Below are 24,059 nucleotides of genomic sequence, written 5' to 3' on the forward strand. Positions count from 1 at the left end.
TCCGGAGAAGTGTGCAGCGGTTCTCCGATAGGATCATGCGCAAATAACAGCCTAAAGCGCGATGACGCGCTTCAGGGGTTTCTGATCAGATAGGTACTGTCAGATTTCCTTGCCACGCTTGCGCATCTCGGCACGGAAGGCACCCATCACGGTCTCGGAGAAGTTCTGGGCCCAGGAGTTCATGAAGGCCATGCTGAGGCCGATGGCGCGCGGCTCGGCGTCGATCAGCTTCTTGCCCAGCGGCGACTTGTAGAAGGTGACGAGGTCCTTCAGTTCCTGCTCGGTGAACTCGCTGGCATAGATCTGCGCCATGCCTTCGCCGATCTCGTTCTGGCGGCCGTTGAGCTGCTGGGCCACGATCGGCGCGACCTCGCTGAGCTCCTTCTGGTAGTTGAGATTCTGCTGGATCAGCGTGATCTTGGTCTTCTCGACCATGCCAGGCACGGCGCCCTGATACATCGCGGTGGCGTTCTTGATCTGCAGGATTTCCTTGGCCGCCGCGATCGCCGCAGGCGAGGCTTTCGGCGGGGCCGGCGCGGGAGCAGCCTTCTGGGCCGGCGCGGCCTGCTGCGCGATCGCCGGGACCGCCAAGACGGCCAGTCCAGCAGCAAGCGTCGCGGCCGGCAAGAATCTCAATACGCTCTTCATTCCTAGTCTCCTTTCGGCTTACGCCGTTCAATCACGCGAATTCCCTCGCCGCCCGCCAAAACGGCCGAGCTGGCCAAGCCGATAAACAAGCCATGCTCGACCACGCCGGGGATCGAGCTCAACGCCTTGGCGAGGCCAGGCGGATCCACGATGCGTCCGAGCTGAGCATCGAGAATCCAGTGGCCGCCATCGGTGACGAAAACGTGGCCATCCTTGTCGCCGCCTTTGGCTTTGCGGACCGCCATTTGCCCGGAAACGCCGCATTCGGCAAATGCCTTCTCGATCGCGCGGCGCGTCGCGCCGAGCCCGAACGGGATGACCTCGATCGGCAGCGGAAAGCGGCCGAGCGTCGGCACCCATTTGCTGTCGTCGGCAATCACGATCATGCGATCCGAGGCGGCCGCCACGATCTTCTCGCGCAGCAGCGCGCCGCCGCCGCCCTTGATCAGGTTGAAGTCGGGATCGATCTCGTCGGCGCCGTCGACGGTGAGGTCGAGATGATCGATCTCGTCCAGCGTCGTCAGCTTCACACCGCAGCGCTCCGCATCGAGGCGCGTCGCCTCCGAGGTCGGTACGCCGATCACTTTCAACCCGGCCTGCACGCGCTCGCCGAGCAGCTCGACGAAATGCTTGGCGGTCGAGCCGGTGCCGAGCCCGAGCTGCATGCCGTCACGCACCTCCTCGAGGGCGCGCGCCGCAGCCTGCCGCTTCAACTGGTCCATGTTCACGATGCGCCCGCCCCTGAATTTTAGAGTGTGCCGCCGATAGGTTGCTTGCGGCGGCCTATGTAGCCTCGTTTTTCCCGCCGGAACAGGCCTCCGGGCCGATCTTATAAGGTGAACTTATGGCTTCGGCCCTTGCGCCGATCCGGCCGGCCCGATAGCGCTGGAACCATGACCTCCCCTTACACCCTCGTCTTCGATCTCGACGGCACGCTTGTGGATACGGCGCCCGACCTGATCACCGCGCTGAATTTCGTGCTCGACCGCGAAGGGCTGCCGCCCGTGCCGATGGCCTCGGCCCGCAACATGATCGGCGCCGGCGCCCGCAAGCTGATCGAACGGGGGCTGGAGGCCGAAGGCCGCATGGTCACGCCGGCGGACATGGACCGGATGACGGCGGATTTCATCGCCTATTACGCCGACCATATCGCGGTCGAATCCCGCCCGTTCGAAGGGCTCGAGGCCGCGCTCGACCAGTTTGCCGCCCAGGGCCACCGGCTGGCGGTCTGCACCAACAAGCTGGAATGGCTGTCGAAGCGGCTTTTGGACCAGCTCGACCTCACCCGCCGCTTTGCCGCGATCTGCGGCGCGGACACCTTTGGCGTCCAGAAGCCCGATCCGACCATTTTCCGCGAGACCGTGGCGCGCGCCGGCGGGGCGGTCAAAGCCAGCATCATGGTCGGCGATGCCGGAACCGACGTCGGCGTGGCCCGGCGCGCCGGGGTGCCCGTGATCGGGGTCAGCTTCGGCTATACGGACGTGCCGATCGCCGAGCTGAAGCCGGACCGGCTGATCCATCACATGCGCGACCTGCCGGCCGCGGCCCACAGCCTGATGACTGCCTAGGAACCACAAGCCTCTGAGATAACTGCCATATTCTACGGAACCCTGCGTTAACCATCTATTAACTATGCGCAGCGCGCCGGTTGCTTGCTTGGAACGACGCTCGTAGGTTCGCCCGGGGATGTGGCGGTTCGTCGCAGTTAGAAGTGGGTGGTCATGCGTCGTGTCATCGCGATTGCGCTAGCGGGAGCGAGCCTTGGTGGCTGCTCCTCGATGTCTTGGGACATGTTCAAATCGGCGCCGCCGACCGTCCAGGTCCGGCTGGAATCCAATCCTCCAGGAGCTGACGCCACGACCTCGCTGGGTGCGGGTTGCAAGACCCCCTGCTCCGTCTCGGTTCCCGCCCCCGACGCGCCGTTCGCCGTCGCTTTCGCGCTGCCGAAATATCAGCCGGCCAGCGTGCCGGTGAACGTGATCAAGAATCCCGGGGATTTCACCACGCCCGCCTCGGTCACCACCGACCCGAATCCGGTGTTCGCGGAACTCCAGCCGGCAGTGCCGCCCAAGCCTGTGAAGAAGCCGCACCGGCCGAAGAAGCCGAAGCCGGCCGCAGCCGCCGCGGCACCTGCGGATGCCGCACCCGCTGCGGCCCCTGCGGATGCTGCACCTGCTGCGGTGGCGGCCTCGCCGTTTCCCGATCCGAACGCAGGAAAGCGCTGATCCAGGCGCTGATTACGTATACCACCCGATTGTCCTAACCGCGTCCGATGCTTAGATTGCTTCCAGAGCACCACTGAAGCAAAGGTGCGCCCGTCGCCGTAAGTGACAAGGCATTTGGCAAGGCATCTGGTATGAACGGACCTTCCGCGAGCCCTCTCGCAGCAGCGACCCCCCGCGACGCGCTGTCGAGCGCGATGACCGATCCGTTCGGGCGGACCATCTCGTATTTGCGCGTATCCGTCACCGACCGCTGCGATCTGCGCTGCTTCTATTGCATGTCGGAAGACATGACGTTCCTGCCCAAGGCGGACCTGCTGACGCTGGAAGAGCTCGACCGGCTCTGCACGGCCTTCATCGCCAAGGGCGTGAAGAAGCTGCGGCTCACCGGTGGCGAGCCGCTGGTCCGCCGCAACGTGATGACGCTGGTGCGCTCGCTGTCCCGCCACCTTTCGAGCGGCGCCCTGAGCGAGCTGACCCTGACCACCAACGGCACCCAGCTTGCGAAACACGCCCGGGAGCTCGCCGATTGCGGCGTCCGCCGCATCAACGTCTCGCTCGACACGCTCGATCCCAAGAAATTTCGCGAGATCACCCGCTGGGGCGAGATCGACAAGGTGCTGGAGGGCATCGAAGCCGCGCGCGCCGCTGGGCTTGGCGTGAAGATCAACGCGGTGGCGCTGAAGAACCTCAACGAGGACGAGCTTCCCGACCTGATGCGCTGGGCGCACGGCAAGGGCATGGGCCTGACGCTGATCGAAGTCATGCCGATGGGCGAGATCGGCTCGGGCCGTATCGACCAGTACCTGCCGCTGTCGCTGGTGCGCGCGCGGCTCGCCCAGCAATTCACGTTGACCGATCTGGCCGAGAGCACCGGCGGGCCGGCGCGCTATGTCAGCATTGCCGAGACCGGCGGCAAGCTCGGCTTCATCACGCCGATGACCCATAATTTCTGCGAATCCTGCAACCGGGTGCGCATCACCTGCACGGGCACGCTGCACACCTGCCTCGGCCACGAGGATGCTTCAGATTTGCGCAAACCCCTGCGTGCATCTGACGACGACATGCTGCTTGCGGATGCGATCGACCTCGCCATCGGGCTGAAGCCCAAGGGCCACGATTTCATCATCGACCGCCGCCACGACCGCCCCAGCGTCTCCAGGCACATGAGCGTCACGGGCGGCTGAGGGATTCGCGCCCTCCCCGCCATAAGCTTTTGACTCGGCGTCAATTTGCCCATTTTCCGATTGACGGCGCACAAGCGCGCTGGTTTGGTGCAGCCGCCTTTGCTTGCCCGGCAGCAATAAGCCGGCCGCGCCCCTTTGGCGGTCGCGGTCAAGACGGCAAGGCACGAGGGGAGGACTGACGCCGCAATCGCTCCGGAATATTGTCCGTGCGGTCGCGTGCTTTTCGCACGCCGGCCAGGCGATGCGTGCTGAAGCCTCCCGTAAAGTGTTAGGCCGCGACGGCGACGGAGAGAAAGTAAGATGCGTCCATTGCTGGCGGTGAGCAACGCCATCGACGCCCTCAATGAAAAGATTGGGTACGTCTGTAATATCCTGGTGCTGCTGGCGTGCCTGGTCAGCGCGGCCAATGCCATGATCCGCTATGCCTTCAGCAACTCCTCGAACGGCTGGCTGGAGCTGCAATGGTACATGTTCGCCATCCTGGTGATGTTCGGCGCGTCCTACACCTTCAAGCGCAACGAGCATGTCCGCGTCGAGATCTTCTACCTCACGCTCTCGGAACGCGGCCAGCTCTGGCTCGACATGATCGGCACGCTCTGCTTCCTGATCCCCTCCTGCCTCCTGCTCGCCTATCTGTCCTGGCCGTTCTTCATGCAGGCCTATAACGTCGGCGAGATGTCGGGCAATGCCGGCGGCCTGATCCGCTGGCCCATCAAGTTCGTGATCCCCGCCGGCTTCGTGTTGCTGGCGCTCCAGGGTGTTTCCGAAGTCATCAAGCGAATCGCGGCTCTCCAGGGCTATGTGACGATCGACGCCAAGTACGAGAGGCCGACCCAATGATTACGCTGGAAATGATGCCGCCGCTGATGTTCGGCGGCCTGGTTCTGGCGATGCTGATCGGCTTCCCCGTCGCGTTCACGCTCGCGGCGGTCGGCCTCTCCTTCGGCTTCCTCGCCATCCATCTCGGATTCTTCGACCTCAACTTCCTCCAGGCGATTCCCGGCCGCGTGTTCGGCAGCGTGCTTTCCAACGAGCTGCTGCTCGCGATCCCGTTCTTCACCTTCATGGGCGCCATATTAGAGAGATGTGGACTAGCCGAAGATATGCTGGACTCGATGGGCCAGCTGTTCGGCCCGGTCCGCGGCGGCCTCGGCTATTCCGTCATCATCGTCGGTTTCATCCTCGGCGCCATCACCGGCACGGTGGCGGCCCAGGTCATCGCCATGGCGCTGATCTCGATGCCCGTGATGATCCGCTACGGCTACAACATGCGCTACATCACCGGCGTGCTCGCGGCCTCCGGCACCATCACGCAGCTGGTGCCGCCCTCGCTGGTGCTGATCGTGCTCGCCGACCAGCTCGGCAAGTCGGTCGGCGACATGTATCTCGGCGCCTGGGGTCCGTCGGTGTTCCAGATCATGCTGTTCGCCGGCTACACCTTCATCCTCGGCCTGATCAAGCCGAGCCACGTGCCGCCGGTGCCGAAGGAAGCGCGCACGCTCACCGGCTGGGCGCTGTGGAAGAAGTGCCTGATGGGCATCATCCCCTCGGCCGTGCTGATCTTCGTCGTGCTCGGCACCATGATGATGGGTCTTGCGACCCCGACGGAAGCCGGCGCGATGGGCGCGGTCGGCGCCATCGTGCTCGCCGCGATCCATCACAAGGACTTCACCTCGAAGGATCGCATGATCCTGATCGGCGGCGTGATCGCCGCCGGCGTCGGCACCATCGTCGCGATGCTGTTCACCGAGAACCTGGTCTTCAGGCTCTCGTTCGCCGTCACCTATCTCGCCGTGGCGTGGATCTGCATCCAGGCCGCACGCATCCCCGAGCTGCGCGACCTGATCAAGCAGGGCTACGAGTCCACCATGCGCCTCACCTGCATGGTCACCTTCATCCTGATCGGCTCGACCTGCTTCTCGGTGGTGTTCCTTGGCGTCTCCGGCGGCGTCTGGCTCGAGCATCTGCTGACCTCGCTGCCCGGCGGCGTGTGGGGTTTCCTGATCTTCATCAACCTCTTCATCTTCTTCCTGGCGTTCTTCCTCGACTTCTTCGAGATCGCCTTCATCATCCTGCCGATGATCGCGCCGATCGCGCAGAAGGTCCTCGCCCCGGTGGTGGGACCGGACGCGGCGCTGATCTGGTTCGGCGTGATGCTGTGCGTGAACATGCAGACCTCGTTCCTGCATCCCCCGTTCGGCTTCGCGCTGTTCTATCTGCGCGGCGTGGCGCCGAAGGAAGTGAAGAGCTCCGACATCTATTGGGGCGCGATCCCCTGGATCGGCCTGCAGCTGATCATGGTGCTGCTCGTGATCATCTTCCCGATCACGGTGACGGGCCTGCTCGACAAGCCGCTCAACGTCGACCTCGACAAGGTCAAGATCGAAGTGCCGCAGATCGACCTGCCGCCGCTGGATCTCGGACCGCCGCAGAAGTAGCGGCCATAACCATCGCCGTCATGTTCCGCCTCGGCGGTTCATGACGCGCGCGCCCGCGCGCGTGACAAGCAACGCAAACACGGGCATACCGGGCCATCCTCCAACTGATGGACCGCCGCGCATGTCCCGATCGCTCCCTGCTCCGTCGCTCGCTCCCTTGATCGCATCGCTCTGGGTGGCATGTGCCGCAACGTTTGCGCATGCGGAACCGATGACCGATGTCCATGCGCTGGCGCAAAAGGAGCAGCAGCCGCTGCTCGACACGCTGCGCGATCTCGTCAGTATCGAATCCGGCAGCAAGGACATCGACGGCCTGAACCAGATCGCCGAGCGCGTTGCCGGCCAGCTCAAGCAGCTCGGCGGCACGGTGGAGATTTTGCACCCCACCGACGTCTATCGCCTCGACGACACGCCCGAGACAATCGGCCCGGCCGTGCACGCCGTGTTCAAGGGCACCGGCAGCAAGAAGATCATGCTGATCGCCCACATGGACACGGTGTACCTGAAGGGCATGCTGAAGGACCAACCGTTCCGCGTCGACGGCGACAAGGCCTACGGCCTCGGCATTGCCGACGACAAGCAGGGCGTCGCGCTCATTCTCCATACCGTGGCGATGCTCCAGAAACTCAATTTTAGGGATTACGGCACGCTCACGGTGCTCACCAATGGCGACGAGGAGATCTCCTCGCCCGGCTGGCGCAGCACCATCACCAAATTCGCCGCGGATCAGGACGTGGTGTTCTCGTTCGAGGGCGGCGGCACCGACGGCACGCTGCGCCTTGCCACCAGCGGCATCGGCTCGGCCTATCTCACGGTGCACGGCAAGTCCTCGCACGCGGGCGCGCGGCCCGAGGGCGGCGTCAACGCGCTGTACGAGCTCTCGCACCAGGTGCTGCAGATGAAGGACCTGTCCAAGCCCGAGCAGGGCCTGAAGCTGAACTGGACGGTCTCGAAGGCCGGCACCAACCGCAACGTCATCCCGGCCGACGCCTCGGCCCAGGCCGACGCACGTGCGCTCAAGGTCGCCGATTTCGACGAGTTGCAGAAGGCGTTGCAGGAGAAGATCAAGAACCGCCTGCTGCCCGACTCCAGGGTCGAGCTGAAATTCGAGGTACGTCGTCCGCCGCTGGAGGCCAACGATGCCTCACGCCGCGTCGCGGCCTACGGCAAGACGATCTATGGGGAGATCGGACTGTCCCTCAAGGTCGACGAGAAGGCCACCGGCGGCGGCACCGACGCCGCGTTTGCCGCGCTCAAGACCAGCGGCGCCGTGGTGGAAGGCATGGGCCTGTCAGGCTTCGGCGCGCACTCCAACGATGCCGAATATGTGCAGATCAACAGCATCGTGCCGCGGCTCTATCTGGCCACGCGCATGGTCATGGACCTGTCCACGGGCAAGCTGAAATAGCGCGCCGCGTCTCGCCGCTTATCGCGGCGAGCCACCCTCTCCCACAAGGGGAGAGGGTGAAGAAGCCGTCTTCTCCGCCAGCCGAAACCGCAGCGTGAACTCCGCGCCGCCGCCCGGAAGATTCTCCACCGCCACCGTCGCGGCATGATCGTCCGCGACCCCGCGCACGATCGAGAGCCCGAGGCCCGCGCCGTCGCTGCGCTGGCGGTCGGCGCGCCAGAAGCGCTGGAAGATCAGCTCGCGCTCGTTCTCCGCGATGCCGGGGCCGCAATCGCGCACGCGCACCGAACCGTCCTCGCGCACCTCGACGTCGACGGCGGTATCCTTCGCCGTGAACTTGATGGCGTTTTCGGCGAGGTTGAAGATCGCGCGCTGGAGCATCTCCGCATTGCCATGGATCAGCACCGGCGCGTCGGCGCCCTTCAGCGCGATGTCCTTGTGCTGCGCGATCGCGAACGGCGCGATGGAGCCGACCACCTCGGCACAGACGGCGCGCAGGTCCGCGGTCTCGCCGGGATCGAGCACCAGGGTGTCGAGCTCGGCGATCTCCAGCAGCTGGGCGACGATGCGGCTCATGCCCTCGATGTCGGCGTGCAGCGCCTGCCGTGCGGCGCCATCGCCCAGCGTCTCGATCCGCGTACGCAGGATCGTGAGCGGCGTGCGCAATTGATGCGCGGCATCCGCCGTGAACTGCCGCTGCACCCGAAAACCGTCCTCGAGCCGGTCGAGCGCCTGGTTCACGGCGGTGACCAGCGGCATGATCTCGCGCGGAATCTGTTCCGTCGGCAGGCGGATGTCGGTGCGCGCCGGGCCGATATTGCTGGCCTCCTCCGAGGCCTTCCACAATGGCGCGATGGCGCGGCGGAAGATGATGATGTCGGCGGCGAGCAGGATCAGCAGGATCGGAATGGTGATCCACCCGACCCGGCGGAAGAAGTTCGAAATGATGTCGTCGATGATGACGTCGCGATGCGCCAGATCCTCGGCCACGCGGATGCGCACGATCTTGCCGTCGATGATGCGGGTGACGCCGGCGCCGGAAATCGTCTCGGAAAGCGTCGGCGGCGCCGACGCGGCCGCTCCCGTTTTGCGGCGGGACGAAAACAGCAAACGGCCGTCGGCATCGCGGATATCGTAGAGATAGCGGCCGTAGGCCTCCGAATAGAGGCCCCGCAGGCTGTCCGGCAGGTTGAACGTCAGCAGGCCGTCCGGCGCCGCGACAATGCGCTCGGCCAGCACCTCGGCCTGCGCGCGCATGGCTTCGCGGTGCAGCTGGTCGACTTCGGAATTGAGCAGCCAGAACAGCACCAGCGGCAGGAAGATCGCGACGACCGCGACCGCCACGATGTGCATGAACACGATGCGCCAGATCAACGATTTGAATGTCGGCGATTTGCCATAGGCCCCGGCGGCCGCCACGCTATTTCTCCTCGGACATGAGATAGCCGACGCCGCGGATGGTGTGGATCACGACCTTGGCGCCGTGCTCGGTGAGCTGCTTGCGCAGCCGCGAGACGTAGACCTCGACCGCGTTGGAGGCGACCTCGCCTTCGAGCCCGAAGATGTGGTCCTCGACATTCTTCTTCGGCACCACCCGCCCCTGCCGGCGCAGCAAAATCTCCAGCACCGACGTCTCGCGCGCGGAGATGATCCGCGGCTGGTCGTCGACGAAGATCTGGCGGCTCTCGGTGTCGTAGACGAGATTGGCGAGGCGTAGCGAGCGGCCGAGCAGCTGGCCGGGCCGGCGCAGGATCGCCTCCAGCCGCGCCACCAGCTCCTCCATCGCGAACGGCTTTGCGAGATAGTCGTCGGCGCCGCTGCGCAGGCCGCTGACGCGATCCTGCAGGCCGCCGCGCGCGGTCAGCACCAGCACCGGCAGCGGCTCCATCTGCCGGCGCAGCTCGCGCAGTACCGACAGGCCGTCGCCGTCGGGCAAGCCGAGGTCGAGGATCATCGCAGCATAGCTGACGCTGCTGACCGCCTCGCGTGCCTCGGCCGCGGTGCTCACGATGTCGCTCTGGTAGCCGGCGGCCGACAGCCCGGCGGCAACGAGCCGCGACAGCTCGACATTGTCCTCGACGATCAGAAGGCGCATCGCAGTCCCGCCGGATGTTCCGGTGCAATCACGGCTCGCGCCGCATCTTCGCTCTCTTCCACCATTCCGGCCGCCTCGGCCAGCGAAAAAGCGCGTGGCAGGCTCGCCCGCGCCCCCTGTCAGGTTCGTGTAAGCCGATCTGGGCGCGTTCCCATGATGGTTTACTCGATCACCTCGTCCGCGCCGGCAATGACTGCTGCGGAGAACGGATGGCCGAGCAGTTTCGCTGCCTTCAAATTGACAACGAGCTCCACCTTCGTGACGAGCTGAACCGGAAGATCGGAAGGCTTCTCGCCCGACAGAATGCGTCCGGCATAGATACCCGCGCGACGGTGCGACTGCACGAAATCTCCTCCGTAGCTCATCAAGCCTCCAGCCACGGGAAAGTCTCGGGTCTGCGTGATTGCGGGCAATTGATATTTCATCGCGAGAGCCGCCAGCCGGGCACTGCGAAATGCAAAATAAGGGTCGGAGGTAAACACAACTCCGCCTGGCCCGTCCCTGGCAACGGCCGCGAACACGGATTCAAATTCATCCTCCTTGCTTGCGCTATAGATCTGCAGTTGAACCCGCAGGGTTTCTGCGGCCGCCTGAAGCTTCTGCAATTGTGATGGTGCGGTCGGACTTGTCGGGTTGGCGACCACCGCCAATCGGGTCGCCGTGGGCAACAGGTCGCGCATCAGCTCAAGCCGCTTTGGCGACACATCGACGCTCAGGCTCGATACCCCCGTGATATTTCCGCCCGGCCGCGACAGGCTGTCCACCACGCGTAGCTGAACGGGGTCGCCGCCCATCTCGAACACGATGGTCTTGGTCGTACCCGTACCCTTCGCGGCAAGTGCCACGGGAGCCCCGCCAGGAGCCACGATCAGATCTACATTTCTGGCGACCAATTCGGCAGCCAGGGCTGGCAATCGAGAATATTGTCCGGCGGCCCACTGAAAGTCGATCGCCACATTGCGCCCCTCGACGAAGCCGGCTTCCTCCAGTCCCTGTCGGAAAGCCTCAAGTCGACTGCCAAAGAGCTCGGGTGACTCCGGGCAAAGATATCCGATGACCGGCATGGAGGGCTTCTGCCCATACGAGACGGTCGTCCACGTCGCGGCGCCTGCCATCCAAAGAAGAAAATCACGCCGTCTGGCGCGTCTGCGTAGCGTTGCTGCTTCAGAGTTGGCGCACCTCATGCCCACGGACCCGCTGCCGTCAGCCGTTTGCCGGAGCATAGCCCCGGATACGCGGACAGTCTCTAGCGGATTGTGCCGGGCATCCCGCGGCCACTCGGCTCGAGAGCCTCGAAGGATATTCCGAAGACTGGAATGGCTTCGTCAAATCCTTTGATCTCGCGGCCCCCGAGATCCTCAACGGGCCGCCTGCCCTTGACGTCGGCGGCGACTTTGGCGTCGATCAGGATTTCCTTGTCTGCGGCAGATGCGCACAGCCGGGCCGCAAGATTCACGACGCTTCCAATGGCGGTGTAGTCGAGCCGGTCCTCGTATCCGATCCGGCCGACAGTCGCCGGCCCGCTGGCAAGGCCGATTCCGAAACCAATGTGGTAGCCACGCGATCGCCAGCCGGCGATGAGGGCTTGCACGTTCGTCTGCATGTCGATGGCGAGATCGATGGCTCTCAATGCAGGCTCTACGACCGGGACAGGTGCGTTCACCAGCACCATCAGTCCGTCTCCGGAGAAATTGATCAGCGTTGCCTCGAATTTCGTGATGACCCTGCCAAGGCTTTCATAATATTCCGACAATACGCTCATGACGTCCTCGGGCGCGGCGCCTGCTGAAAACGCGGTGAACCCCCTCAAATCGCAGAAGACAACGACGACTTCCGTACGGCGGCCGTCCAGCACGCTGTCATCGCCGGCTCGATCGACGAGATCGGCGACCTGGGGGGCAAGGAACCGCTTGAGCTTGGCGATGCGCTCCTGGTGCTGCTGCGCCAGCGCCAGCTCGGACGCCATTCTGTTGAAACTGTTTGCAAGACGCTGGAACTCGTCCCCGGTGTGGATCGAGATGCGGTGGTCAAAGGACCCGGCACCAATCCTCTCCGTGCCCTCCTCGAGCAGCTTGATCGGCTCCGTCATCCGGTGCGCCAATGCATAGGCAAGAATGCCTGCGAGCATGGTGCTGATTGCGAGAAGCATTGCCGTCCGCCACAGGGCGGAATAGATCGGCGCGTAAGCTTCGGATAGCGGCTGCACGACCACGACTGTCCAGTCGGGGCCCTGTACGGGAGCAGCGCTGGCGGCAACATAGTGTCCTTGCGCATCCCGGCTCGTTGCGAAGCCCGCTTTCGACCCTATCGCGTCCCGCACAGCCCGAAATGGCTTGGAGGTTGCTTCCTCCGCCCCGCGGAGCACGAGGCTGATGTCGGGATGGGCGATCAGGCGACCCGATCGGTCCAGGACGAAGGCGGAGCCGGTCTTTCCGACCTTGATCGCCGAGATCACGTCCCAAATCAGCTTGAGGTTCACTTCGGCTATGACTGCGCCGACAGCCGGTCGGTTGCCGGCAATCCCGACCGTCAAGTACGGTTCGGAGCCTCGATTGTAGCTGACGTCGCTGAACCAGATCTGAGCTGCGCGGGCACCAACCAGGGCGGGATCGGCTGATCGGTCCGTGCGGCTCTCGATACGATTGAGGCCGATCCGCGAGATGTAGAGACGCTCCAGGCCATTGCCGTCGAGGAGTGTGAGACTGACGATGGCGGGCGCTTGTCGAAGCAGGCGCAACGCGTCGGTCCGCCGGCGTTCGTCGAACTCGTCACTCCATGGAAGCTGAACCAGCCAGCCAAGCTGACTCGTGATGCCGTGGATGAAATCGTGTATCTCGGCGGCCGCGGATGCGGACTGGAGGCTAAGCCACTGGTCGAGCCTCGCGCGCTGATCGCGATAGCCGAACCACGCCTCAATGACGCCGTTGAATGCAAGTGGGATCGCGACAGCCACGAAAAGCGCGAACAGATATTTATGAAAAAGGCCGCGAAACCGATCCTGAGGAATCATGATCCGGTCTCCTGATAATCACATAAATACAATGACCCAGAATAACATGTCGCTCCGCCGTCGGGTGGAGTTCATTCGAACCCGAGCGTACCGGTGCACCCTTCGCGCTTTCTAGGGCGGACCAGCAACGCGGTCCGGCGACAAATTGGCGCCATGGCTGAATTGTCGGCCGATGTCAGCCTCCGGCTGACTGGCCTTCGCGCCGCACGCCGGCTTTTGACCACCCTGAACGGGCGTTGCTGCCGGGCAGACGTAGCATGCGCCGCAGCCACGTTGATCTAGGTCAAGCATCACCCCCGCCTTTGGCCTCACGTCATGTTCAGCCCATTTCAGGCGGTGACGTCGCCTTTCAGTTCGCTGGCGCCCGGCAATTTCCAGCTCGGCGTCGCATTCTTCCAGTGGCCTCCTCTCCCTCCTGATCCTGCAGCAGGCTTATTGGGGGTTCGTCGACGAGGACCTTGCTCATGATAACAATTCCGGAACTGACGTCCCAGGCGCTCGGTGCGTTCCTCATCTCGGAGACAAAGGGCCGCTTCGGCTCATCGCATGCCAGCTTGCCGGAATTGCTCCCTTACGCTGCGAAGCTGGCCCTGGAATGTATCGGCAACAGCGATGCATTGTATCACAACGTGGAGCACACCCTGTTGGTCACGCTGGTGGGGCACGACATCCTGATCGGCCGCTCACTTCTGAGGCAAACCACGGCCAGCGATTACGCTCACTTTATCCTGGCCTGTCTGATCCACGACATCGGCTACGTTCGGGGCGTCATCTACGGAGACCAGGAGGGCGCCTATGTCGTTGATGGTACCGGCCGAACGGTTGAGTTGCCGGTCGGCTCCTCCGATGCAGCGCTTGCGCCCTATCACGTCGATCGCTCAAAATTGTTCGCGGTGGAGCGCCTCGACGCTGTCGACCAGATCGACGCCGCGCGCGTTGCCCAAGCCATCGAATATACCCGCTTTCCCTATACAGACGCACCAACGAGCGAACTCAAGGATGATCTGGACGAGGAAGAAGGTTTGTTGCTGCGCGCCGCTGATCTGATCGGCCAGCTCGGCGATCCGAACTACATGAAGAAATCAAATGCGCTCTTCTATGAATTCGAAGAGATAGGGCTCAACAAATCGCTCGGATACGCCACACCCGCGGACGTGGTGCACAAATATCCGCAGTTCTACTGGACCAAGGTCGCACCGCAAGTCCCAACGGCGATCCGTTATCTGAACGTAACGTCGAGCGGAAGACAATGGATCAGCAACCTGTATGGCAATGTCTTCCGCGCCGAGCGAGAGGTCAGACTATCTGGCCCGCAGCTGTAGATCGGTGGTCTTGGACGGATTCGAGGCTCCGGTTTTGGAGCTTGAATCACGTCTCGGGCAGCGCCACCAACCCGCAATGGCTGGTCGCGGTCCGGCCAATGCTCTGAATTTACTTCCGCTTCCGGCGGCATAACGGACATCGCCGGACTTGCTGCTGGTCTGGCCCTGTCGCGAATGACCGAAGGCGACGTTTCGGACCTGTGGGCACCGTCTTGATTTAGATCAATAGAAGCCTTGCGGCATTGTGTCCCGAGTAGGCGCCCACAGGGTTCTGACGTCTCCAAGAGGGAGCTTCCAATGACCCGTGCCCGCCAGGATGACGATAGCTCAAAGCCAGAAAGCCGCAACCGCCGCAACTTGCTGCTTTGCGGCACCACACTCACCGCCGCTTATTTGCTGTGCGCGCTGGGAACAACCAGCCTCGCGCAACAAACCACCGGCACGCCGGGTTCACCCAGCGCCACGACGACGATAGATGGAAAGTATCTCCCGCCGCCGCCGCCGAAGTTCGGCGGCGAGATCAACCTTGGGGCCAGCCAGTCGAAACCGTATTGGCCTGCGCAAGTAGTGCCGCCCAAGGGTGCGCCCAACGTGCTCCTGATCATGACAGACGATCAAGGCTATGGAGTTTCGGGGACCTTCGGCGGCGTCATCCCAACTCCTGCAATGGATCGCATCGCGAACGCCGGACTGCGTTACACGCAGTTCCACTCAACTGCTCTCTGCTCACCGACGCGGGCAGCGCTGATCACGGGCCGCAACCATCACTCGGTGGGCTTCGGCGTGATCACCGAAATGTCCACCGGATACCCGGGGTATGACTCCGTCATCGGGCCGGAGAGTGCCACCATCGGCACGATCCTGAGGGAGAACGGCTACACGACGGCGTGGATCGGCAAGAACCACAACACTCCCAGCTATCAACTGAGCTTGGCAGGACCTTTTGATCAATGGCCGAACGGGATGGGGTTCGATCACTTCTATGGCTTCATGGGCGGCGAAACTGACCAGTGGACGCCGTTTCTCTTCCGCGACCAGACGCAAGTCTTTCCGTGGGTAGGACGCCCCGGCTACAACCTCACCACCGACATGGCGGACGATGCGATCAACTACATGAGGGGGTTGAACAACGCCGCGCCAGACAAGCCGTTCTTCATCTATTACGTGCCCGGCGGCTCGCACGCACCGCACCAGCCTACGCCAGAGTGGATCAAGAAGATCAGCGACATGCACTTGTTCGATCAGGGCTGGGAAAAGCTGCGCGAGACAATCTTCGCCAACCAGAAACGGCTCGGTGTAATTCCGGCGAATACCCAGCTCACACCGTGGCCGGATGGCCAGCCAGAATACGGCGGCGCGAAGCTACAAAAATGGGACACGCTCAGCCCCGACGAGAAGAAGCTTTTCATTCGCCAGGCGGACGTTTTTGCAGCCTACACGGCCTACACCGACCATGAAATCGGCAGGGTCATTCAGGAAGTCGAAGACCAGGGCAAGCTCGACAACACACTCATCATCTACATCAGCGGCGACAACGGCAACAGCGCCGAAGGCTCCATCCTCGGCACCCCGAACGAAATGGCCGCGATCCAAGGCGTCAACATTCCAGTCGCGGAGCAATTGAAATTCTACGACGTTTGGGGTTCGGCCCAAACCACGCCGCACTTTGCGGTGGCCTGGACCTGGGCTTTTGACACACCATTCAAATGGACCAAGCAGGTCGCGTCGCACTTCGGCGGCACCCGTCAAGGCATGGCCATCTCATGGCCCGGTCACATCAACGAGGTGGGCGGCATCCGCACGCAGTTTCATCACATGATCGACATCGTGCCGACGATCCTCGAAGCCACCGGCATTCCAGCGCCGGTGATGGTCAACGGCGTTGCTCAGAAGCCGATCGAAGGCGTGAGCATGTCCTACACCTTCGACAAAGCAAACGCGAACGCCCCTTCGACCCGCAGCACGCAATATTTCGAGATGGTCGGCAACCGGGCGATCTACCACGACGGCTGGCTCGCCGCCACCACGCCGCCCGAGCCGCCGTGGGATCTGGGCTTCGGCAAGTTTCCCGATGTCGTCAACGGCTACACCTGGGAGCTTTACAATCTCGCCGAGGATTATTCGGAGAACAACGACCTCGCGGCCAAGATGCCGGACAGGCTGCGCGACATGAAGGAACTGTTTCTGGTCACGGCGCAGAAATACAACGTGTTCCCGCTGGATAACAGCTTCACCGCTCGCGCAGTCACGCCGCGACCGAGCGCGACCGCGGGTCGGACCTTATTCACCTACTCGGGTGAATCGTCTGGTCTTCCCTACAGCAGCGCCCCCGACATTGCCGGCAAGTCCTACTCCATCACCGCCGAGGTTGAAATTCCGCAGGGAGGCGCAGAAGGCATGATCAATACGCTCGGGGGCCGTGGCGGTGGTCATGGTCTCTACTTGCTCAAGGGCAAACCAGTCTTCGTGTACAATTTTTTTAACGTGGAGCGCTTCCGATGGGAAAGCCCAGCGGCGCTCGCACCGGGTAAGCATACCATCGTGTTTGATTTCAAGTATGACGGCCCCGGTTTTGGCAAGGGCGGCACCGGCGTCCTGTCGGTGGATGGCAAGGAAGTCGCCAGCAGGACTATCCCGCACACCATTCCGTTCGTCGAAACGATCTACGAGACCTTCGATGTCGGTGTGGACACCCGCACTGGCGTGGACGACAAGGACTACCAGCCGCCATTCCGTTTCACCGGCAAGATCGACAAGCTAACGGTCAAGCTGGTCCCGATGAAGGCTGCGGAGGAAAAGCTTCACCAACAGAAGGTCCAGGAAACGATAAACAAGGCACAGTAAGTCGCTCCGACTTAGCTGCTTGGCACTTCGCTTTTACCGAACTCAAAATTGCGACAGTCCGCGCCATCTTTTCTGTGTGATCAGGAGGGAAACATGCCTGTTGTACGGTTCCGTCTCAGCGACTTGAAATCAACCAAAGCCAGTGGAGCTTCAATTGCAGCACTAGTGGCGGGCGCGCTCGGGTTAGCGGCCCTCACGATGTCGAGTGTTTCGTTCGCGCAGAATATTCGAGGCAGCGCTACCGGCCCCACGACCGCCAAAGGCTACGATCATCCAGATCAATTCATTCACCTAAAACCGGTGAAGCCAGCCGACAACATGTATCCCGTTATCGCCCATTCGGAACAGGAGCAACAGGCGCGCGGAAAGCTCGCTGACCTCGAAAGGAAGACCGGCAAGAAGCCCAATCTCATTGTATTCCTACTCGACGATGTGGCCTGGACGGACCCCGGCTTCAACGGCGGGGGCATCGCGGTTGGCAACGAAACGCCTACGATGGACAAGCTGGCCAACGAGGGGCTGAACCTGACCTCGGCCTACTCGACGCCGAGCTGCTCGCCGAGCCGCGCCACGATCATGACAGGGCAGAACCCGCTGCACCATGGCATTCTCCGTCCGCCGATGTATGGCGAGCCGGGCGGGCTTGACGGCGCAATCACGCTCCCGAGCATTCTTAAGAAGCTTGGTTACGTGACGCGTGGTGCAGGCAAATGGCACATGGGCGAGAACCGTGGCTCCCTGCCGCAGAACGTTGGCTACGATGATTCTGAGCCCGTCCCGCTTCAAGATGATGGAAGAGGCTCCGTTCAGTCATTATGAGGTTCACTGCACTCCCACCAACACGGAACAGTGCGAAAACCTCAAGCTGATCGATCTTGCCTACATCAAGGACCTCGACAAGCGCTGGATGGACTACAGCGTCGATTTCATCAAGCAGATGAAGGACAGCAAGCAGCCGTTTTTCCTTTACCACGCGACGCGCGGCTGTCATTTCGACAACTATCCGTCCGACGAGTGGGCAGGAAAATCGCGAGCGCGCACCGTGTATAGTGACTGCCTGGTGCACATGGACTATGTGCTCGCGCAACTCGTCAAGGCGCTTGAGGATACGGGTCAGCTTGAGAATACGCTGATCTTACTGACCTCAGACAACGGACCCGAATGCGAAATCCCGCCGCATGGCCGAACCCTATTCCGGGGCTGCAAGGGTTCGTCATGGGAGGGAGGCGTGCGCGTCCCGACATTTGCCTACTGGAAAGGCATGATAAAGCCGCGCCGGTCGGAGGGACTGTTCGATCAAGCGGACATCCTGCCGACCTTTGTATCGCTGGCAGGTAAGCCCGGTGCACAGCTTGCCGAGTTCTTCCCGAAGACGACTTACGTCGATGGCGTTGATCAGTCCGGCCTGCTGCTCGCCGACAATGGTGAGTCGGCCCGCCGCGAGCGCATCTACACCCTCAATCAATACTTCGCGATGATCCGCATCGATGAGTTCAAATACATTTGGACGGCTGAAATCGAGAATGGGTTCTTTCAGAAGGGTGATTGGGGCGGGTTCAGTGGTCCGATCGCTGTCGACACAGGAGGCGCGGTCATGGTGAACCTCTACACCAATCCAAAGGAAGACGTGTCAACAGGGCTACGCCATCTTCCGATGGGCGTACCATTGGCGGGCGCGGCGGCCTCGTACATCAAGGACCTCGTCAAGTATCCGCCGCAGTTCAAGATTGGTGTCCTCAACAACAATCCGCCGATCTACAATCTGCTTCCAAAGGTAAAGGACGCGATTGAGAGGTTCCAGCAGGATCAGGAAGAAAAATATCCGCGGCACCAATAGCGTGAAACAACTGCACGGGGGCGGAACGACCCGGGACTGCCCTCGCGAAAAGCGTCAACGACGAGAGCGCTTGTCGTTGACAAGTACCCGCTTTACACAGCCTGGACCCAACTCGGACATGGACACGGGCGTGGTAGAAAGGCGTGAACTTAGTCAGTGACGACCCTGACCAACCCGCCGGGAAAATCTGCTACTTTGGAATGCGGGCGTTTCATTGTCGACGGTCTAAGGAGGGGAGGCGTCCAGCAGCAATAAGGTGAAGTCGTACCGCCGGCCTTCGATCCGATTGTAGAAGTGATCGGCCGCCGGCAGAGGCGTTTTCAGCAGCTCGCCGCCGAAGAGTTCGTGAACGAGCAGCGCCGTGACGTTGCACTGTCCTACCGCCGGATTGTTCGGCGTCCATTGGCTGGAAGTCGACAACGACCATGCCTTGCGCAGCGCGCGTCGAACCTCATCGGGATCGAAGCTCATCGTCACCTCACGGGATCGGCACCGCAGCGCCAATTTCGGATTATACGATGCTAGCTTTTTGCCACTGTTTTGCCCGACGTGTCAAACGGGTTCGTTGCTGGGTTGAGCCCCAACTCCATCCACTCGTCATTGCGAGCGTAGCGACTTGTCCGCCGAAGCCTCGGCGAAGGCGGAAGCAATCCAGCAACCCTCCGCGGTGACAGTCTGGATTGCTTCGTCGCAAGGGCTCCGCGCAATGACGATGCGGGAACGGACGCGGGGCAAATGACGATGTCATTCCAGATGCCGCGATCAGGCAAAATCGCCGCGTTGGCCCCGGCTGTGCGACGATTGCCCCTTCCCGCTGATTTGCCCCGACGCGTCAAGCTGTTGGCAGCATTCACAGGGCGGCCTGCCCTCACCCTGCTTCTACTGTGCATGGGGTTGTTTTTCATATTTTTGTTTGGGCGGCCGCTGGCGGCAAAGAAAAAGCCCGGCCTCGCGAACGAGGCCGGGCTCTGTCGTCTTGCGACGTTTCGAAAGATCAGCCGCGGGTGCGCGAGCGGATCATGAAGCTGTCGTAGGTGTATTCGGCGACCTGCCACCATAGATATTCGTCGGAGCGGTAGGCCTGCATGGCGTCGATCGACTTCTTGAAGTCGGGGTTCTTGGCCGAGATCTCGCCCCACAGCTCGTTGGTCGACTTGAGGCAGGCCTCGAGCACTTCGTTGGTGAAGGGACGAAGCTGGGTGCCGCCGGCGACCAGACGCTTCAGCGCCGCCGGGTTCTGCATGTCGTAGCGCGCGGCCATCCAGCTGTTGGCGTTGGCCATCGCGTTGGTGAGGATCGCCTGGTAGTTCTTCGGCAGCGAATTCCACTTGTCCAAATTGGTGAAGGCGTGGACGGTCGGACCGCCTTCCCAGAAGCCGGGATAGTAGTAGTACTTGGCGACCTTGGCGAAGCCGAGCTTCTCGTCATCGTAGGGGCCGACCCACTCGGCGGCGTCGATGGTGCCCTTCTCCAGTGCCGGATAGATGTCGCCGCCGGCGAGCTGCTGCGGCACGACGCCGACCTTCTGGAGCACCTGGCCGGCGATGCCGCCGATGCGCATCTTGAGGCCGGAGAGGTCCGCAACGGTCTTGATCTCCTTGCGGAACCAGCCGCCCATCTGGGTGCCGGTGTTGCCGCAGGGCTGACCGATCACGTTCGACTTCTTGAAGAACTCGTTGCCGAGTTGCTCGCCGCCGCCCTGGTACCACCAGGAGTTCTGCTGGCGCGCGTTGAGGCCGAACGGCACCGAGGCGTAGATCGCCCAGGTCGGGTCCTTGCCGACATAGTAGTAGGAGACGGTGTGGCACATCTCGACCGTGCCGTTCGAGGTCGCATCGAGCGCCTGGAGGCCGGGGACGATTTCGCCGGCGGCGAACACCTGGATCTGGAATTTGTTGTCGGTCATCTCGGCGACGTACTTCGCCAGCTGCTCGCCACCGCCATAGATGGTGTCGAGCGACTTCGGGAAGCTCGACGTCAGGCGCCACTTGATCTCGGGCATGGACTGCGCGATCGCCGGCGAGGCCACCGCGGCGGTCGCCGCCGCGCCTGCTGCCGACACTTTCAGGAAATCACGACGCTTCATCTTCAGGTCTCTCCTTGTTGGGGCGTTTCCCCTAAACTTCCTCGTTGTCGCCGCTCGTTCCGGCGACGCGTTTTTGTCGCGTCGAACCGAAGGGGCTTGACTGCCGTGGCCTTTAACACGGAAGCCCCGCTTTCGGAACGCGACAATGGCATGACGGGGCTCTACGAAAGTCGCATGTCCCCAAAAGACCGGATCAGGCCGCGGCGATAACGCCTTTGAGCTGGTCCCGGACCTGCCCCGCAATGGCGCGATAGATCGCCGCATGAGGGCCGTCCGGCTCGCTGTCGACCACGGGATTGCCGGCATCCGAGGTGGCGCGAATCGCCATGTGCAGGGGGATCTCGCCCAGGAACGGTACCCCGAGCTTCTCGGCCTCGTGGCGCGCGCCGCCATGGCCGAAAATGTCCGATTTCGTGCCGCAATGCGGGCACTGGAAGTAGCTCATGTTCTCGACGATGCCGAGCACGGGCACGTTGACCTTCCTGAACATCGCAAGCCCCCGCCGTGCATCGATCAGGGACAGGTCCTGCGGGGTCGAGACGATCACGGCGCCCTTGAGCGGTACATTCTGCGCCAGCGTGAGCTGGGCATCGCCGGTGCCCGGCGGCATGTCGACCACGAGCACGTCGAGGCTCCCCCATGCGACGTCGCGCAGCATCTGCGTCACCGCCGACATCACCATGGGACCGCGCCAGATCATCGCGGTCTCTTCCTCCACCAGGAAGCCGATCGACATGATGGCGAGGCCAAAGCGCCTGAGCGGAATCATCTTGCGCTCGCCGTCCAGCGCCGGCTTCTCGTGGAGGCCCGTCAACCGCGGCACCGAGGGGCCGTAGATGTCGGCATCGAGCAGCCCGACCCTGAGGCCGAGGTCGCGCAGGCCCAGCGCCAGGTTGAGCGCGGTGGTCGACTTGCCGACGCCGCCCTTGCCCGAGGCAACCGCGATCACGGCGGCGACACCCGGAATCTCGGACTGGCGCGCCATCGGCGATTGGGCGCCGCCCTGCGGCGGTGGCTTGTGGGCGTGGACCGGCTGCACGCCCGGCGTGCCGCGGCTCGGCGTTGGCGGCGGAGGCGGTGCGGCACCCGGCTTGCGCTCGGCGGTCAGCGCCACCATCACGGTGGTGACGCCGGGAATGGCGCGCACGGCGGCTTCGGCCTCGGCCCGGACGGATTCCCAGGCCCGCGCCTCGGCGGCATCGACGTTGATCGAGAAGAACACCTTGCCGTCGGCCGCGCTGATCGCGCTCAGCACATTGGCATTGGTGAGCGCGACCCCGCGGGGCGACTTGATCCTGGCGAGGCTGTCGAGAACCTGTTGCTGCGTCACGCTCAAAGCGCATCTCCTGAACAGAGCATGATCCGGAAAAGTGTGGAGCGGCTTTCCGATCAGATCACGCTCAAGGCTTGAGGATGCCCCATTAGAGCGGAAACGGCCAAAAGGCTACTGCTTGCCGATATCGTCTGCCATCTCCGCGGGGGCAGCCCCCTGCTCCGCAGCGGCCTCGTAATTGAGCTCGATCATGACCCCGTTGGGGTCGTGGACGAAGATCTGCCAGAGGTCGCCGCCCGGGACCTGGCGGGAGTCGAATTTCATGCCCTTGGACGTCAGCCGCTGCTTCATGCCGTCGAACCCGCGGCTGACGAAGGCGACATGGTGGACAACGCCGGAATCCGGCTTTTGTGGCTCCGAGGTCGGGGAAATATCGACGAGGTGCACCACCGCCTTGCCCTCGCTGTACATCCAGGCCCCCGGGAAGGCGAAATCGGGCCGGGCGCCTTTTTCCAGGCCCAGCACGTCCTCATAGAAGCGGACCGTCTCGGCCAGATTCCGGGTCCGGATGTTGAAATGATCGAGGACACCAACGCTCACGCCGCCCATGCTTTCGCTCCCTTTTTTTATGTAGGACCTTAAGTCCCGCCATCCTAGCACAGGCGGCTGCCAAACGAAGCCGTTGCCCTCTGGCCTCAAGGGTTTATGGTGCGCTCCTAATCCGCCCTCATAGCGGAACCAGGCGCCCCCTCGCCCGGCAAAAACCGTAAAACCCAAACTACGGACAAGGTACCACACATGGCTAAAGTCGCTTTCCTCGGTCTCGGCGTGATGGGCTTCCCCATGGCCGGACACCTCGTGAAAAAAGGGGGCCATGAGGTCACCGTCTATAACCGCACCGCGGCCAAGGCGAAGGAATGGGCGGACAAGTTCGGCGGCAAGACCGCTGCAACCCCGAAGGCGGCAGCCGAAGGCCAGGACTTCGTGATGTGCTGCGTCGGCAACGACAACGATCTGCGCGCGGTCACGATCGGCCCCGACGGCGCGTTCGCCGGCATGAAGAAGGGCGCGACCTTCGTCGACCACACCACCGCCTCCGCCGAGGTCGCACGCGAGCTCGACGCTGCCGCCACCAAGGCCGGCTTCAAATTCATCGACGCTCCCGTCTCGGGCGGCCAGGCCGGCGCCGAGAACGGCGTGCTGACGGTGATGTGCGGCGGCGCGCAGGACGCCTATTCCGGCGCCGAGCCGGTCATCACAGGCGCCTATGCACGGATGTGCAAGCTGCTTGGGCCCGCCGGCTCCGGCCAGTTGACCAAGATGGTCAACCAGATCTGCATCGCGGGCCTGGTGCAGGGCCTCTCCGAGGGTATCCACTTCGCCAAGAAGAGTGGCCTCGACGTCGCCGCCGTGATCGAGACCATCTCGAAAGGAGCCGCGCAGTCCTGGCAGATGGAGAACCGCTACAAGACCATGAACGAGGACAAGTATGATTTCGGCTTCGCGGTCGAATGGATGCGCAAGGACCTCTCGATCTCGCTGGCCGAAGCCCGCCGCAACGGCGCCAATCTGCCGGTGACCGCGCTGGTCGACCAGTTCTACGCCGAGGTCGAGAAGATGGGCGGCAAGCGCTGGGATACGTCGAGCCTGCTCGCGCGCCTTAACCGCTGACACCTGTCGAACTGATCC

Annotated in this window: 21 protein-coding genes; 11 read left to right on the forward strand and 10 right to left on the reverse strand. The window is 62.8% G+C overall.

Going from position 1 to position 24,059, the window contains the following annotated elements; genetic code table 11:
* Positions 1–99: 99 nt before the first annotated feature.
* The gene (locus AB7531_RS27835; protein ID WP_063984021.1) at positions 100–648 is read right to left on the reverse strand and encodes a DUF2059 domain-containing protein; all 549 of its coding nucleotides are present in this window, start codon (positions 646–648) and stop codon (positions 100–102) included.
* A gap of 2 nt (positions 649–650) precedes the next feature.
* Positions 651–1,376 carry a ribose-5-phosphate isomerase RpiA gene (gene rpiA / locus AB7531_RS27840; protein ID WP_028146742.1) on the reverse strand — a complete coding sequence of 242 codons (726 nt, stop codon included), beginning with the start codon at positions 1,374–1,376 and terminating at the stop codon, positions 651–653.
* A 165-nt stretch (positions 1,377–1,541) separates the two neighbouring features.
* On the opposite strand from rpiA, the gene AB7531_RS27845 reads away from it, so the two are divergent.
* The 6 genes from AB7531_RS27845 (at position 1,542) to AB7531_RS27870 (ending at position 7,903) form a co-directional block, all read left to right on the forward strand.
* Positions 1,542–2,216 carry an HAD-IA family hydrolase gene (locus AB7531_RS27845; RefSeq protein ID WP_063984022.1) on the forward strand — a complete coding sequence of 225 codons (675 nt, stop codon included), beginning with the start codon at positions 1,542–1,544 and terminating at the stop codon, positions 2,214–2,216.
* 153 nt (positions 2,217–2,369) lie between these two features.
* A complete protein-coding gene (locus AB7531_RS27850) occupies positions 2,370–2,873 on the forward strand; it encodes a hypothetical protein (protein WP_063984023.1) in 504 nt (167 codons plus the stop codon).
* A gap of 131 nt (positions 2,874–3,004) precedes the next feature.
* Complete coding sequence (gene moaA / locus AB7531_RS27855) at positions 3,005–4,057, forward strand: GTP 3',8-cyclase MoaA (RefSeq protein WP_231144576.1); 1,053 nt, start codon at positions 3,005–3,007, stop codon at positions 4,055–4,057.
* A 300-nt stretch (positions 4,058–4,357) separates the two neighbouring features.
* Positions 4,358–4,897, forward strand: coding sequence for a TRAP transporter small permease subunit (locus AB7531_RS27860; protein WP_014496195.1), 540 nt, complete (start codon positions 4,358–4,360; stop codon positions 4,895–4,897).
* The gene (locus AB7531_RS27865) at positions 4,894–6,495 is read left to right on the forward strand and encodes a TRAP transporter large permease (protein ID WP_063984025.1); all 1,602 of its coding nucleotides are present in this window, start codon (positions 4,894–4,896) and stop codon (positions 6,493–6,495) included. Before AB7531_RS27860 ends, AB7531_RS27865 begins: the two co-directional genes overlap by 4 nt.
* 121 nt (positions 6,496–6,616) lie before the next feature.
* Positions 6,617–7,903: a M20/M25/M40 family metallo-hydrolase gene (locus AB7531_RS27870; RefSeq protein WP_063984026.1), complete on the forward strand. Its 1,287-nt coding sequence runs from the start codon at positions 6,617–6,619 to the stop codon at positions 7,901–7,903.
* Positions 7,904–7,921: 18 nt separating this feature from the next.
* Here the strand turns inward: AB7531_RS27870 and AB7531_RS27875 are convergent, their stop codons facing one another.
* From AB7531_RS27875 to AB7531_RS27890, 4 genes are all read right to left on the reverse strand, one after another.
* The gene (locus AB7531_RS27875; RefSeq protein WP_371498199.1) at positions 7,922–9,256 is read right to left on the reverse strand and encodes a sensor histidine kinase; all 1,335 of its coding nucleotides are present in this window, start codon (positions 9,254–9,256) and stop codon (positions 7,922–7,924) included.
* Positions 9,257–9,323: 67 nt separating this feature from the next.
* A complete protein-coding gene (locus AB7531_RS27880; RefSeq protein WP_028146749.1) occupies positions 9,324–9,998 on the reverse strand; it encodes a response regulator transcription factor in 675 nt (224 codons plus the stop codon).
* A 161-nt stretch (positions 9,999–10,159) separates the two neighbouring features.
* A complete protein-coding gene (locus AB7531_RS27885; protein ID WP_063984028.1) occupies positions 10,160–11,113 on the reverse strand; it encodes an ABC transporter substrate-binding protein in 954 nt (317 codons plus the stop codon).
* Positions 11,114–11,244: 131 nt separating this feature from the next.
* Positions 11,245–13,008 carry a cache domain-containing protein gene (locus AB7531_RS27890; protein ID WP_063984029.1) on the reverse strand — a complete coding sequence of 588 codons (1,764 nt, stop codon included), beginning with the start codon at positions 13,006–13,008 and terminating at the stop codon, positions 11,245–11,247.
* Positions 13,009–13,472: 464 nt separating this feature from the next.
* On the opposite strand from AB7531_RS27890, the gene AB7531_RS27895 reads away from it, so the two are divergent.
* From AB7531_RS27895 to AB7531_RS27910, 4 genes are all read left to right on the forward strand, one after another.
* A complete protein-coding gene (locus AB7531_RS27895; protein ID WP_063984030.1) occupies positions 13,473–14,330 on the forward strand; it encodes a hypothetical protein in 858 nt (285 codons plus the stop codon).
* A 297-nt stretch (positions 14,331–14,627) separates the two neighbouring features.
* A complete protein-coding gene (locus AB7531_RS27900; protein ID WP_084795176.1) occupies positions 14,628–17,174 on the forward strand; it encodes an arylsulfatase in 2,547 nt (848 codons plus the stop codon).
* Positions 17,175–17,267: 93 nt separating this feature from the next.
* Entirely contained in the window at positions 17,268–17,993 is a 726-nt protein-coding gene (locus tag AB7531_RS27905) for a sulfatase-like hydrolase/transferase (RefSeq protein ID WP_441280190.1), read from the forward strand.
* Positions 17,935–19,011 carry a sulfatase-like hydrolase/transferase gene (locus AB7531_RS27910; RefSeq protein WP_441280191.1) on the forward strand — a complete coding sequence of 359 codons (1,077 nt, stop codon included), beginning with the start codon at positions 17,935–17,937 and terminating at the stop codon, positions 19,009–19,011. Before AB7531_RS27905 ends, AB7531_RS27910 begins: the two co-directional genes overlap by 59 nt.
* A 225-nt stretch (positions 19,012–19,236) precedes the next feature.
* Here AB7531_RS27910 and AB7531_RS27915 read toward each other — a convergent pair whose 3' ends face one another.
* The 4 genes from AB7531_RS27915 to AB7531_RS27930 all read right to left on the reverse strand — a co-directional run bounded on the left by AB7531_RS27915 (position 19,237) and on the right by AB7531_RS27930 (position 22,979).
* Entirely contained in the window at positions 19,237–19,482 is a 246-nt protein-coding gene (locus AB7531_RS27915; protein ID WP_425364300.1) for a YunG family protein, read from the reverse strand.
* Positions 19,483–20,005: 523 nt separating this feature from the next.
* The gene (locus tag AB7531_RS27920; protein ID WP_014496209.1) at positions 20,006–21,097 is read right to left on the reverse strand and encodes a TRAP transporter substrate-binding protein; all 1,092 of its coding nucleotides are present in this window, start codon (positions 21,095–21,097) and stop codon (positions 20,006–20,008) included.
* A 193-nt stretch (positions 21,098–21,290) separates the two neighbouring features.
* Positions 21,291–22,433, reverse strand: coding sequence for an Mrp/NBP35 family ATP-binding protein (locus AB7531_RS27925; RefSeq protein WP_063984034.1), 1,143 nt, complete (start codon positions 22,431–22,433; stop codon positions 21,291–21,293).
* Positions 22,434–22,541: 108 nt separating this feature from the next.
* Positions 22,542–22,979, reverse strand: a complete 438-nt coding sequence (locus AB7531_RS27930) for a VOC family protein (protein WP_063984035.1) — start codon at positions 22,977–22,979, stop codon at positions 22,542–22,544.
* A gap of 189 nt (positions 22,980–23,168) precedes the next feature.
* Here AB7531_RS27930 and AB7531_RS27935 point away from each other — a divergent pair, with 189 nt between their 5' ends.
* Positions 23,169–24,041, forward strand: a complete 873-nt coding sequence (locus AB7531_RS27935; RefSeq protein ID WP_028159845.1) for an NAD(P)-dependent oxidoreductase — start codon at positions 23,169–23,171, stop codon at positions 24,039–24,041.
* The last annotated feature ends 18 nt before the right edge of the window (positions 24,042–24,059 follow it).

The sequence above is a fragment of the Bradyrhizobium sp. 63_E2_N1_3 genome (assembly GCF_052076005.1).
GTDB classification, from domain to species: Bacteria; Pseudomonadota; Alphaproteobacteria; order Rhizobiales; family Xanthobacteraceae; genus Bradyrhizobium; species Bradyrhizobium barranii.

Excerpts from the sequence above, each read along its gene's own strand:
- AB7531_RS27835 (WP_063984021.1), bottom strand. The coding sequence starts at position 648 with ATGAAGAGCGTATTGAGATTCTTGCCGGCCGCGACGCTTGCTGCTGGA.
- AB7531_RS27845 (WP_063984022.1), top strand. The coding sequence starts at position 1,542 with ATGACCTCCCCTTACACCCTCGTCTTCGATCTCGACGGCACGCTTGTG.
- AB7531_RS27850 (WP_063984023.1), top strand. The coding sequence starts at position 2,370 with ATGCGTCGTGTCATCGCGATTGCGCTAGCGGGAGCGAGCCTTGGTGGC.
- moaA (WP_231144576.1), top strand. The coding sequence starts at position 3,005 with ATGAACGGACCTTCCGCGAGCCCTCTCGCAGCAGCGACCCCCCGCGAC.
- AB7531_RS27860 (WP_014496195.1), top strand. The coding sequence starts at position 4,358 with ATGCGTCCATTGCTGGCGGTGAGCAACGCCATCGACGCCCTCAATGAA.
- AB7531_RS27865 (WP_063984025.1), top strand. The coding sequence starts at position 4,894 with ATGATTACGCTGGAAATGATGCCGCCGCTGATGTTCGGCGGCCTGGTT.
- AB7531_RS27870 (WP_063984026.1), top strand. The coding sequence starts at position 6,617 with ATGTCCCGATCGCTCCCTGCTCCGTCGCTCGCTCCCTTGATCGCATCG.
- AB7531_RS27875 (WP_371498199.1), bottom strand. The coding sequence starts at position 9,256 with ATGCACATCGTGGCGGTCGCGGTCGTCGCGATCTTCCTGCCGCTGGTG.
- AB7531_RS27880 (WP_028146749.1), bottom strand. The coding sequence starts at position 9,998 with ATGCGCCTTCTGATCGTCGAGGACAATGTCGAGCTGTCGCGGCTCGTT.
- AB7531_RS27885 (WP_063984028.1), bottom strand. The coding sequence starts at position 11,113 with ATGGCAGGCGCCGCGACGTGGACGACCGTCTCGTATGGGCAGAAGCCC.
- AB7531_RS27890 (WP_063984029.1), bottom strand. The coding sequence starts at position 13,008 with ATGATTCCTCAGGATCGGTTTCGCGGCCTTTTTCATAAATATCTGTTC.
- AB7531_RS27895 (WP_063984030.1), top strand. The coding sequence starts at position 13,473 with ATGATAACAATTCCGGAACTGACGTCCCAGGCGCTCGGTGCGTTCCTC.
- AB7531_RS27900 (WP_084795176.1), top strand. The coding sequence starts at position 14,628 with ATGACCCGTGCCCGCCAGGATGACGATAGCTCAAAGCCAGAAAGCCGC.
- AB7531_RS27905 (WP_441280190.1), top strand. The coding sequence starts at position 17,268 with ATGCCTGTTGTACGGTTCCGTCTCAGCGACTTGAAATCAACCAAAGCC.
- AB7531_RS27910 (WP_441280191.1), top strand. The coding sequence starts at position 17,935 with ATGATTCTGAGCCCGTCCCGCTTCAAGATGATGGAAGAGGCTCCGTTC.
- AB7531_RS27915 (WP_425364300.1), bottom strand. The coding sequence starts at position 19,482 with ATGAGCTTCGATCCCGATGAGGTTCGACGCGCGCTGCGCAAGGCATGG.
- AB7531_RS27920 (WP_014496209.1), bottom strand. The coding sequence starts at position 21,097 with ATGAAGCGTCGTGATTTCCTGAAAGTGTCGGCAGCAGGCGCGGCGGCG.
- AB7531_RS27930 (WP_063984035.1), bottom strand. The coding sequence starts at position 22,979 with ATGGGCGGCGTGAGCGTTGGTGTCCTCGATCATTTCAACATCCGGACC.
- AB7531_RS27935 (WP_028159845.1), top strand. The coding sequence starts at position 23,169 with ATGGCTAAAGTCGCTTTCCTCGGTCTCGGCGTGATGGGCTTCCCCATG.